General features: G+C 65.5%; 10 protein-coding genes. All 10 read left to right on the forward strand.

Going from position 1 to position 10,964, the window contains the following annotated elements; genetic code table 11:
• On the forward strand, nucleotides 1-795 hold a 795-nt coding region (locus tag VFL64_RS02100), incomplete at its 5' end, for an NAD(P)/FAD-dependent oxidoreductase (RefSeq protein ID WP_489538725.1).
• 120 nt (nucleotides 796-915) lie between these two features.
• Entirely contained in the window at nucleotides 916-1,719 is an 804-nt protein-coding gene (locus VFL64_RS02105) for a gamma-glutamyl-gamma-aminobutyrate hydrolase family protein (protein ID WP_489538726.1), read from the forward strand.
• A gap of 65 nt (nucleotides 1,720-1,784) precedes the next feature.
• Nucleotides 1,785-3,152, forward strand: coding sequence for a glutamine synthetase family protein (locus VFL64_RS02110; protein WP_489538727.1), 1,368 nt, complete (start codon nucleotides 1,785-1,787; stop codon nucleotides 3,150-3,152).
• Nucleotides 3,153-3,163: 11 nt separating this feature from the next.
• A complete protein-coding gene (locus tag VFL64_RS02115; RefSeq protein WP_489538728.1) occupies nucleotides 3,164-4,537 on the forward strand; it encodes an aspartate aminotransferase family protein in 1,374 nt (457 codons plus the stop codon).
• Nucleotides 4,538-4,653: 116 nt separating this feature from the next.
• Entirely contained in the window at nucleotides 4,654-5,778 is a 1,125-nt protein-coding gene (locus VFL64_RS02120) for a polyamine ABC transporter substrate-binding protein (RefSeq protein ID WP_489538729.1), read from the forward strand.
• Nucleotides 5,779-5,795: 17 nt separating this feature from the next.
• Nucleotides 5,796-6,905 carry an ABC transporter ATP-binding protein gene (locus VFL64_RS02125; RefSeq protein ID WP_489538730.1) on the forward strand — a complete coding sequence of 370 codons (1,110 nt, stop codon included), beginning with the start codon at nucleotides 5,796-5,798 and terminating at the stop codon, nucleotides 6,903-6,905.
• On the forward strand, nucleotides 6,902-7,831 hold the full coding sequence (locus VFL64_RS02130) for an ABC transporter permease subunit (protein WP_489538731.1): 930 nt from the start codon (nucleotides 6,902-6,904) through the stop codon (nucleotides 7,829-7,831). Before VFL64_RS02125 ends, VFL64_RS02130 begins: the two co-directional genes overlap by 4 nt.
• Nucleotides 7,828-8,655, forward strand: a complete 828-nt coding sequence (locus VFL64_RS02135) for an ABC transporter permease (protein ID WP_489538732.1) — start codon at nucleotides 7,828-7,830, stop codon at nucleotides 8,653-8,655. Before VFL64_RS02130 ends, VFL64_RS02135 begins: the two co-directional genes overlap by 4 nt.
• A 57-nt stretch (nucleotides 8,656-8,712) precedes the next feature.
• Entirely contained in the window at nucleotides 8,713-10,086 is a 1,374-nt protein-coding gene (locus tag VFL64_RS02140) for a DUF3138 family protein (protein ID WP_489538733.1), read from the forward strand.
• Between the two features lie 15 nt (nucleotides 10,087-10,101).
• On the forward strand, nucleotides 10,102-10,964 hold an 863-nt coding region (locus VFL64_RS02145; protein ID WP_489538734.1), incomplete at its 3' end, for an aldehyde dehydrogenase family protein.

Consider the following 10,964-nt stretch of genomic DNA (forward strand, 5'->3'; position numbering starts at 1 on the left):
CTGCCGCAGTGGATCGCCAGCCCGCGCTTCCACAGCGGCGTGCACGACCCGCGCTCGGGCCATCTCAACCCGCTGCAGTACAGCCTGGGCCTGGCGCGCGCTGCGGCCAGCCTGGGTGTGCGCATCTTCGAGCACACGGCCGTCACAAAGCTCACGCCTGGTGCACCCGTGCGATTGCAGACTGCCTCGGGCGAAGTGCGCGCATCGCACGCGCTTCTGGCCGGCAACGTGTACCTGCAGGGCCTGGCGCCCAAGCTGTCGGCGCGGATCATGCCGGTCGGCACCTACATCGTCACCTCGGCCCCGCTCGACCCGGCGCTGTGCGACTCGCTGATCCCTTCACGCTCAGCGGTGTGCGACAACAACTTCGTGCTCGACTACTTTCGCCCTACGCCGGACCACCGCATGCTGTATGGCGGGCGGGTGAGCTACAGCACCGCCACGCCGATCAACCTCGCTGCCAGCATGCAGCAGCGCATGGCGCGAAGCTTTCCGCAGCTCACGGGTACAAAGGTCGAATACGCCTGGGGCGGCTTCGTCGACATCTCGATGAACCGCGCACCCGACTTCGGGCGCCTGCATCCCAACGTTTACTACCTGCAAGGCTTCTCCGGCCATGGCCTCGCCCTCACCGGCCTGGCCGGCAAGCTGGTCGCCGAGGCCGTTGCCGGCAGTGCGGAGCGCTTCGACACCTTCGCCCGCATCCGGCACCGCAACTTCCCTGGCGGGCGCTGGCTGCGCACACCTTCGCTGGTGCTCGCCATGGCCTACTACCAATTGCGCGACATGCTCTGAAGCCCATGCGCGGTGCTTTGCCGATGTTGACTTCGTGCACAAGCCGGGCACACTCATTGCTCACGAACGGTATACAGAAAGCCCAGTGCGCCGGCCAAGAACCGCAGCGCAGCAAGCCCAATGAACGCCACCCCAGCCAGTGTGCCGGCCCAGAAGCCGGTGGTTCTGATTCCCGCCTGCAACCGCATGATCGGGGCCCACCCCTTCCACGTGGCGGGCAAGAAATACATCGACGCAGTCCGCCTCGCGGGTTGCCTCCCGCTCATCGTGCCTTTCGTGCACGCCACCGAAGTCGATGAGCTGCTGGACCACGCCGATGGCGTGCTGCTGACCGGCTCCCCCTCCAACGTCCACCCCAGCCACTTCGGCGAAGAGGTGCACGACACCACCCTCCCCCTCGACCGCGACCGCGACGCCTGGGTGCTGCCGCTGGTTCCTCGCGCGCTGGCACGAGGCATTCCGCTGTTCGCCATCTGCCGCGGCTTCCAGGAGGCCAACGTCGCGCTGGGCGGCAGCCTGTATCAGGCCGTGCAAGAGATCCCCGGGCAGCACGACCACCGCGGCATCACCGACAAGACACCCGAAGAGCAATACGGCTTCGCGCACGACGTGATCGTCGAGCCGCGAGGTCTGCTGTCGTCCATCGTCGAGCAGCGCGAGTTCAAGGTGAACACCGCCCATGGGCAAGGCGTGAAGGACTTGGCGCCGGGCCTGGTGGTCGAAGGACGCGCACCCGACGGCCTGGTCGAAGCCTTCTCCATGCCCTCGGCCAAAGGCTTCAACCTCTGCGTGCAATGGCACCCCGAGTGGAAGGCCGCCGAAAACCCCATCTCGCTGCGCCTCTTCAAGGCCTTTGGCGCAGCCTGCCAGTCCTTCCGCAACAGCCACAGAGAAGTCCCCCACGACCCCGACCCTGATCGATAGCGAGCCCTGCACACGGCGGCTCCGGCCAGACCAGCCCTCTGGCCCACAACTCAGACAGGTGACCCATGGTGGACAAGAACAACTTCAGCTTCAGCGACCTGGAGCAATGGCTCAACGACAAGCGCGTGACCGAGATCGAGTGCCTGGTGCCCGACCTCACCGGTGTGGCGCGCGGCAAGATCCTGCCGCGCGAGAAGTTCACTGAAGACCGCGGCATGCGGCTGCCCGAGGCCATCGTGGCGATCGGCGTGACGGGCGAGGTCCCCGAGGAAGGCCCGTACTACGACGTCATCCACGCCACCGACCGCGACATGCACCTGCGCCCCGACCCGAGCACGGTGCGCATCGTGCCCTGGGCCGTCGACCCGACCGCGCAGGTAATCCACGACTGCTTCGACCGCAACGGCAAGATGATCCCGTATGCGCCACGCTCGGTGCTGCGCAACATCTGCGACCTGTATGCGGCCGAAGGCTGGGAGCCGGTGGTCGCGCCCGAGCTCGAGTTCTATCTGATCGAGCGCAACTCCGACCCCAACACGCCGTTGCGCCCGCCCAAGGGCCGCAGCGGCCGCGCCGAGACCTCGCGCCAGGCCTATTCGATCGACGCGGTGAACGAGTTCGACCCCCTGTTCGAAGACATCTACGCCTACTGCGAGCAGATGGAACTCAACGTCGACACCCTCATCCACGAGGTGGGCGCCGGGCAGATGGAGATCAACTTCTTCCACGACCACCCGCTGGGCCTGGCCGACGAGGTGTTCTTCTTCAAGCGCACCATCCGCGAGGCCGCGCTGCGCCACGAGATGTACGCCACCTTCATGGCCAAGCCCATGGCCAACGAGCCCGGCAGCGCGATGCACGTGCACCAGAGCATCGTCAACAAGGCAAGCGGACAGAACATCTTCAGCAACCCCGATGGCTCACCCTCCAAGGAGTTCTACTGGTACATCGGTGGGCTGCAGAAGTACACGCCGGCGGCGATGGCGCTCTTCGCGCCCTACGTCAACTCTTACCGGCGGCTGGCGCGCTCGATGTCTGCGCCCATCAACATCCAGTGGGGCACAGACAACCGCACCGTGGGCATCCGCTCGCCGGTGGCCACGCCGGCCGCGCGGCGCATCGAGAACCGCGTGATCGGCGCCGACGCCAACCCCTACGTCGCCCTGGCCGCCACGCTGGCCTGTGGCTACCTGGGCCTGAAGAACCGCATCGAGCCCTCGCCCGAGTGCAAGGGCGACGCCTACCTCTCCGAGTACCAGCTCCCGCGGTCGCTGAGCGAAGCGCTGGGCTGGCTCGCCGACGAGAAGGACCTGCACGACGTGCTCGGCAAGGAGTTCATCACCGTGTACTCCGAGATCAAGGACATCGAGCACGAGGAGTTCATGAAAGTCATTTCGCCGTGGGAGCGCGAGCACCTGCTGCTGCACGTCTGAAAGCACATCACATGACAAGAACCACCCAAGACTGGCAGGCCGCCGACGCGGCGCACTACCTCCACCCGTTCACCGATTTCAAGTCGCTGGCAGCCAAGGGCTCGCGCGTCATCACCCGGGCCGAGAACATCTACCTCTGGGACAGCGAGGGCCACAAGATCCTCGACGCCATGAGCGGCCTGTGGTGCGTGAACGTGGGCTACGGCCGGCAGGAGCTGATCGACGCGGCCACGCAGCAGCTCAAGACCCTGCCCTTCTACAACTCCTTCTTCCAGACCGCCACGCCGCCTGCGATCGAGCTCGCCGAGCTGCTGGCGCAGGTGACACCGCCGCAGTTCAAGCACGTGTTCTTCGCCGGCTCCGGCTCCGAGGCCAACGACACCATCGTGCGCATGGTGCGCCGCTACTGGGACTTGCAAGGCCAGCCCCAACGCAACGTGATCATCAGCCGCCACAACGCCTACCACGGCTCCACCATGGCCGGCGCTTCGCTGGGCGGCATGAGCGGCATGCACGAGCAAGGCGGCCTGCCCATTCCCGGCATCGTGCACATCGAGCAGCCGTTCTGGTTCGAGAGCGACCGCCGCCTCAGCCGCGAAGACTTCGGCCTCAAGGCCGCGCGCGCACTCGAAGCCAAGATCATCGAGATCGGCGCCGACAAGGTGGCGGCCTTCATCGGCGAGCCGGTGCAAGGCGCGGGTGGCGTGATCGTGCCGCCATCCACCTACTGGCCCGAGATCCAGCGCATCTGCGACCAGCACGGCATCCTGCTGATCTCCGACGAGGTCATCACCGGCTTCGGCCGCACCGGCAACTGGTTCGGCTGCGAGACCATGGGCTTCAAGCCTGACCTCATGACCTTCGCCAAGGGCGTGAGTTCGGGCTACATCCCGCTCGGCGGCGTGATGGTGGGCGAACGCGTGGCACGTGCGCTCATCGACCAGGGAGGCGAGTTCGCCCACGGCTACACCTACTCGGGCCACCCGGTGGCCTGTGCCGTGGCGGTGGCCAACATCAAGCTGATCCAGCGCGAGAAGCTGGTCGAGCGCGTGCGCAACGAGTTGGGGCCGCACCTGGCGAAGCACTTTGCGGCGCTGTCCGAGCACCCGCTCATCGGCGAGGCCCAGACCTGCGGCCTGATGGGCGCGCTGCAGATCGTCAAGGACAAAGCCACCGGCCAGACGTTCGACAGCCAGCTCGAAGTCGGCATGCTGTGCCGGGCGCATTGTTTCGGCAACGGCCTGATCATGCGTGCGGTCGGCGACCGCATGATCATCGCCCCGCCGCTGGTCATGACGCTGGCCCAGATCGACGAGATGGCGGCGCTGATCCGCAAGTGTCTCGATTTGACGCACGCTGAGCTCAAGCAGCGTGGGTGGCTGTGAGCCGTTACCCCGGTGGCACGGGGTTTGCCTGTAGAGCCGCCCGTTGGCGGCCTGCCTAGACTCTCACGCGGTTCCGGCGCGGTTCGACACAATTTCAACCTAGACAGGAGAAGGCGATGAAACAGCTGTTTGGCGCTCTGGGGTGCGCTCTGGGATGGGTACTTTCTGTGTCTGCAGGCCTCACGGCCGGCTCGGCGTGGGCCCAGGAGGAAGAGAAGGTTCTGAACGTCTACAACTGGTCCGACTACATCGCCGACGACACGCTCAAGAACTTCGAGAAAGAAACGGGCATCAAGGTCCGCTACGACAACTTCGACAACAACGAGATCGTCCACGCCAAGCTGGTGGCCGGCAAGACGGGCTACGACATCGTCGTGCCCTCCTCGCACTGGGCCAAGCTGCAGGTCGACGGCGGCCTGCTGCGCAAGATCGACAAGAGCCAGGTGCCCAACCTCAAGAACCTCGACCCCGCGGTGCAATCCCAGCTCGCCAAGCTCGACCCAGGCAACGACTACATGGTGAACTGGCTGTGGGGCTACACCACGGTGGGCATCAACGTCGACAAGGTCAAGGCGGCGCTCGGCAGCATGCCCATGCCCGAAAACGCCTGGGACCTGGTCTTCAAGCCCGAGTACATCAGCAAGCTCAAGAGCTGCGGCGTCTCGTTCCTCGATTCGCCCACCGAGGTGGTGCCGGCGGCGCTCTACTACCTGGGCAAGCCCGCCTACAGCAAGACCGCCGGTGACTATGCCGCCGCGGCCAACCTGCTCAAGACCATCCGCCCCTACGTGACGCTCTTCAGCTCCTCGGGCTACATCACCGACATGGCCAGCGGCTCGATCTGCCTGGCGCTCGGCTGGTCGGGCGACATCAACATCGCCCGCCAGCGCGCCATCGACGGGCGCACCGGCCAGAAGATCGAGGCCCTGCTGCCCAAGACCGGTGGCCTGCTGTTCTTCGACGTGATGGTCATCCCCAACGACGCGGCGCACCCGAACAATGCGCACAAGTTCATCAATTACATTCTCCGCCCCGAGGTCAGCGCATCGCTCACCAACAAGGTGTTCTATGCCAACCCCAACAAAGAGTCCAAGCCGCTGGTCAAGCCTGAAATCGCCAACAACCCGACCGTGTTCCCGCCTGAATCCGAAATGAAGAAAATGTCCGCCCCCGACGCCATCGCCAACGACCTGCGCCGCCTGATGACCCGCACCTACACCTCGTTCAAGACCGGACTGTGAAGCAAGAAGGAGCCAGCATGTCCCAGGCGCAGCCGCCTGCCGCCGCAGCCTCTGCCTTCCTGCAGATCCGCGATGTGGTCAAGGATTTCGGCGGCTACAAGGCCGTCAACCACGTCAGCATCGACATCGCCAAGGGCGAGATCTTCGCCCTGCTCGGCTCGTCGGGCTGCGGCAAGACCACGCTCCTGCGCATGCTCGCAGGCTTCGAGACGCCCACCTCCGGGCAAATCATCCTGAACGGGCACGACCTGGCCGGGCTGCCGCCGCACCTGCGGCCGCTCAACATGATGTTCCAGAGCTATGCGCTCTTCCCACACCTCACGGTGTGGGACAACATCGCCTTCGGCTTGAAGCGCGACGGCCTGCCGGCCGACCAGATCGCCGCCCAGGTCGAGGCCATGCTCAAGCTGGTGCAGCTCGGCAAGTTCGCCAAGCGCAAGCCGCACCAGCTCTCTGGCGGGCAGCAGCAGCGGGTGGCGCTGGCGCGCAGCCTGGCCAAGAAGCCGCAATTGCTGCTGCTCGATGAGCCCCTGGGCGCGCTCGACAAGAAGCTGCGCGAAGAAACCCAGATCGAGCTCGTCAACATCATCGAGAACGTGGGCGTGACCTGCGTGATGGTCACCCACGACCAGGAAGAAGCCATGACCATGGCCTCGCGCATCGCGGTGATGAGCGAAGGCCGCTTTCTGCAGGTGGGCGCGCCGAGCGAGATCTACGAGACCCCCGCCACGCGTTTCGTGGCCGACTTCATCGGCAATGTGAACCTGATGGACGGCACGCTCACGGCAGACGAGCCCGACCACGTCATCGTCACCTGCGCCGATTGCGTGCACTACGTGGGCCACGGCATCACCGGCACCGAGGGCATGGACGTCACCGTGGCGCTGCGCCCCGAGAAGATCCGCATCGGCCGCGACCGGCCGGACGGCGAGCACAACATGGTGCAGGGCACGGTGAAGGACATGTCGTACTTCGGCAGCTACACCGTCTACCACCTCACGCTCGCCAGCGGCCAGGTGCTCAAGGTGAGCGAGAGCAACACCGAACGCCACAGTGACCCGCTCACATGGGGCGACACCGCCTGGGCCAGTTGGTCGCCCACCTCCCAAGTGGTGCTCACGGCATGAAGTTCGCGCTCTGGCTCCGTTCGCTCGCCCGCGGCCGCGTGGCCGTGATCGGCGTGCCGTACGTGTGGCTGCTGGTGTTCTTCCTGCTGCCCTTCCTGATCGTGATGAAGATCAGCGTCTCCGAGATGGAGACGGTCAACTTCAAAGACCTGGTCACCTGGAACGAAGGCGTGTTGCAGCTTGCGCTGCGCTTCAGCAACTACATCTTCATCACGCAGGACGACCTCTACTTCAAGACCTATCTCTCCAGCCTCAAGTACGCCGCCGTCACCACGGTGCTGTGCCTGTTCATCGGCTACCCCTTCGCCTACTTCATGGCACGGGCCAAGGCCACCGTGCAGCCGGCCCTGCTGATGCTGGTGATGCTGCCGTTCTGGACGTCTTTCCTGCTGCGCGTCTACGCCTGGAAGGGCCTGCTCACCGAGCACGGCTGGGCCTACGAGTTCATCACCGGCCTGGGCCTCGATCGGCTGCTGGTCGCGCTCGGCCTGATCCCGGCGGCGGGCCAGCTGATGAACACGCCTTTCTCGCTGGTGCTGGGCATGACCTACACCTACCTGCCCTTCATGATCCTGCCGCTGTACTCCAACCTGGCCAAGATGGACCTGCGCCTGCTGGAAGCAGCGGCCGACCTCGGCGCCACCGCCTGGGTGGCCTTCTGGAAGGTGACGGTGCCGCTCTCCACCGCCGGCATCATCGCCGGCAGCATGCTGGTGTTCATCCCCTGCGTGGGCGAGTTCGTGATCCCCGAGCTGCTGGGCGGCCCGCAGACGCTGATGATCGGCCGCGTGATGTGGGACGAGTTCTTCAGCAACAACGACTGGCCCATGGCCTCCACCGTGGCCGTGGTGATGGTGCTCTTGATCATCGTGCCGCTGGCCATCTTCAACAAGTACCAGGCCGAGGCGCAGGAGGTTCGTAAATGAACCCGCGCTGGTTTGGCCGAGGCTGGCTTACCGCAGGTTTTGCGTTCCTGTACCTGCCCATCATCGCCTTGGTCGTGTTCTCGTTCAATGACTCGCCGGTGCCCAACGTGTGGCGCGGCTTCACGTTGAACTGGTACACCAAGCTGGCGACTGACACTGAGATCCTGGTGGGCTTCTGGTTGTCACTGAAGATCGCCTTCGTCACCGCCTGCACCGCCGTTGTCCTGGGCACGCTGGCCGCCTTCTCGCTGGTCAAGTACAAGCGCTTCTCCGGACGCACCATGTTCTCGGGCATGGTCAATGCACCGCTGGTGATGCCCGAGGTGATCGTCGGCCTGTCACTGCTGCTGATGCTCGTCTCGGTGCAACGCTGGCTGGGCTTCCCCGAGCGCGGCATGATGACCATCTGGCTCGGCCACCTGCTGCTGGGCATGGCCTATGCCACGGTCGTGGTGCAGGCGCGCCTCAGCGATCTGAACCCGCAGCTCGAAGAAGCCGCGCTCGACCTCGGTGCCCGCCCCTGGCAGGTGTTCTACCTGGTCACCCTGCCCATGATCGGCCAGGCACTGCTGTCGGCCTGGCTGCTCACCTTCACGCTTTCGCTCGACGACGTGGTGCTCTCGGCCTTCCTCTCCGGCCCCGGAGCCACCACCTTGCCGCTGGTGATCTTTTCGCGTGCCCGCCTGGGCCTGAACCCGAGCGTCAATGCCGTCGCCACCTTGATCGTGCTGGTGGTCTCGCTCGGCGTGATCGCCGCCAGCCTGATGATCGCCCGCAACGACCGCAAGCGCGCCCGCGAGGTGGCCGAGGCCGCGCGCAACTGACCTCTGCCCCGACCCTCAGCCCCAACCCCATACCAACCGCAGCCCGAGGAGAAACTCATGACGAAGAACTGGCCCAAGACTTGGCACTTCACGGCTCTGAGCCTGGCCCTGGTGGCCGCTTTCCCCTTGGCTGCGGGCGCCCAGTCGCTCGACGATCTGCGCAAGGAACAAAAGGCCCTGAAGGAGCGCATGGACGCGCTGGACAAGAAGCTCCAGGACGCCGAGGCCGCCAAGGCCAGCAGCGGCGGCATGACCACCCAGCAGCAGCAGGACTTCAACCGCATCGCCGTCAAGACCGAAGCGCTCGAAGACAACCAGGAGGCCATGGGCTTCCGCGGCCTCAAGATCAGCGGCCAGATGGACCCGGCCTACATCTATAACAAGGCGCAGAACCGCTCCGGCTTCCAGTTCCTGAACTCGGTCGACGACGACGGCTACAACTACGACAACTCGTACTTCGGCATGGCCATGATCGACTTCCAGAAGGAAATGGAAGGCGGCACCAAGTGGCGGCTGACGCTGGCGCCCAACCGCGGTGTCGGCGCCGTGTTCAACAGCTCCATCGTCCATGAGGCCAGTGTCTCGGTGCCGCTGACCGACCTGCAGACCCGCCTCATCGCCGGCCAGCTCCCCGACTGGTCGGGCTATGAGTACCTGCAGCCCACGCTCAACAAGCTGATCACCCACAACCTGCTGTTCGACTTCACCCTGCCCACCGCCTACACCGGCGCCGGCCTCGAACTGACGCGCGGCAAGTGGGTCATGAAGGGCGTGGTGGCGAACATGAACGCCTCCAAGCAGACAGCCGACCAGACCACACCGGTCTTCGCCTTCCGCGGCGACTACGCCCGGGGTGAGTTCTCCGGCTTCGGCTTGGCCGGAGTCGCCGGCAAGGCAGCCAACCTCGTGAATGGCGGGTCGGCCACCTCGCTCTTCTTGTTCGAGACCGATGCGTGGTTCACCCGCGGCGACTGGACGATCCAGGGCCAGGTGAGCTACGGCAAGCAGAAGAACGCCGCCATCACCGCCGACCCCAATACCGGCGAGTTGCGCGACGCAAGCTGGTACGGCCTGTCCACCCTCGGCGCCTACAAGTTCACGCCGCGCTTCGAAGGCATTGCGCGCTTCGACTACCTCTACAACAAGAAGAACGGCGGCGGCCTGCTGGGCTATGGCAGCGACGGCCGCAACGGTATCGGCCCAGGCTACACCGACGACGGCACCGGCGTCTGGTCGCAGACCGACCCGGAAACGGGTGCCAACCGCTACGCCCTCTCGCTGGGCCTGGGCTTTCTCTTCAACCCCAACACCACCTTCAAGTTCGAGTACCGCTATGACCGCGCCAGCGAGAACGTCTTCTTCAACGTGAAGGATGGCAGCTACACCAAGGACAACCACCTGCTGGGAGGCTCGGTGGTCGTCAGCTTCTGACATCGAAAGACGCGCATGAACACCCCTGCTCCCGATTGGCACGCCAAGGCCGCCGCGCTGAAGCTCGACGGCCGGGCCTTCATCGGCGGCAAGCGGGTGGCGGCGGTGGCGGGTGAGGTGTTCGACAAGCTCTCGCCCCTGCACGGCCGCCGCATCGCGCAGGTCGCACGTGGCCAGGCGGCCGACATCGACGCGGCAGTGGCCTCCGCCCGTGCCACGTTCGACGACGGCCGCTGGGCCCGCCAGGCGCCCGCCTCGCGCAAGAAGGTGCTGCTGCGCTTTGCCGAGAAGATCCAGTCCGCGAAAGACGAACTGGCCCTGCTCGAAACCCTCGACATGGGCAAGCCCATCAAGTACAGCCAGTCGGTCGACGTGCCCTCGGCCGCCCGCTGCATTGCCTGGTACGCCGAGGCGGTGGACAAGGTCTACGACGAGATCGCACCCACACCGCGCAGCGCGCTGGCGCTGATCACCCGCGAGCCCATGGGCGTGATCGGCGCGGTCGTGCCCTGGAACTACCCGATGATCATGGCCGCCTGGAAGCTCGGGCCGGCACTGGCCGCGGGCAACTCGGTGGTGCTCAAGCCGAGCGAGAAGTCACCGCTGACCGCCCTGCGCCTGGCCGAGCTGGCACTCGAAGCCGGTCTGCCCGAAGGCGTGTTCAATGTCGTGCCCGGCTACGGCCATGAGGCTGGCGAGGCACTGGCCCTGCACATGGACGTCGACGCCATCGGCTTCACCGGCTCCACGCGCGTGGGCCGCAAGATGCTGGAGTACGCCGGCCGCAGCAACCTGAAGCGCGTCTACAACGAGCTGGGCGGCAAGTCGGCCTTCGTGGTGTTCCCCGACTTCGACGACATCCCCCGCGCCGCCAAGAC

The organism is Rhizobacter sp. (assembly GCF_035702065.1).
In the GTDB taxonomy this organism is placed as follows: domain Bacteria; phylum Pseudomonadota; class Gammaproteobacteria; order Burkholderiales; family Burkholderiaceae_C; genus Rhizobacter.

Bases quoted from the DNA above. Each gene is read 5' to 3' on its own strand.
- VFL64_RS02135 (WP_489538732.1), top strand. From the start codon at position 7,828: ATGAACCCGCGCTGGTTTGGCCGAGGCTGGCTTACCGCAGGTTTTGCG.
- VFL64_RS02115 (WP_489538728.1), top strand. From the start codon at position 3,164: ATGACAAGAACCACCCAAGACTGGCAGGCCGCCGACGCGGCGCACTAC.
- VFL64_RS02110 (WP_489538727.1), top strand. From the start codon at position 1,785: ATGGTGGACAAGAACAACTTCAGCTTCAGCGACCTGGAGCAATGGCTC.
- VFL64_RS02125 (WP_489538730.1), top strand. From the start codon at position 5,796: ATGTCCCAGGCGCAGCCGCCTGCCGCCGCAGCCTCTGCCTTCCTGCAG.
- VFL64_RS02120 (WP_489538729.1), top strand. From the start codon at position 4,654: ATGAAACAGCTGTTTGGCGCTCTGGGGTGCGCTCTGGGATGGGTACTT.
- VFL64_RS02130 (WP_489538731.1), top strand. From the start codon at position 6,902: ATGAAGTTCGCGCTCTGGCTCCGTTCGCTCGCCCGCGGCCGCGTGGCC.
- VFL64_RS02140 (WP_489538733.1), top strand. From the start codon at position 8,713: ATGACGAAGAACTGGCCCAAGACTTGGCACTTCACGGCTCTGAGCCTG.
- VFL64_RS02105 (WP_489538726.1), top strand. From the start codon at position 916: ATGAACGCCACCCCAGCCAGTGTGCCGGCCCAGAAGCCGGTGGTTCTG.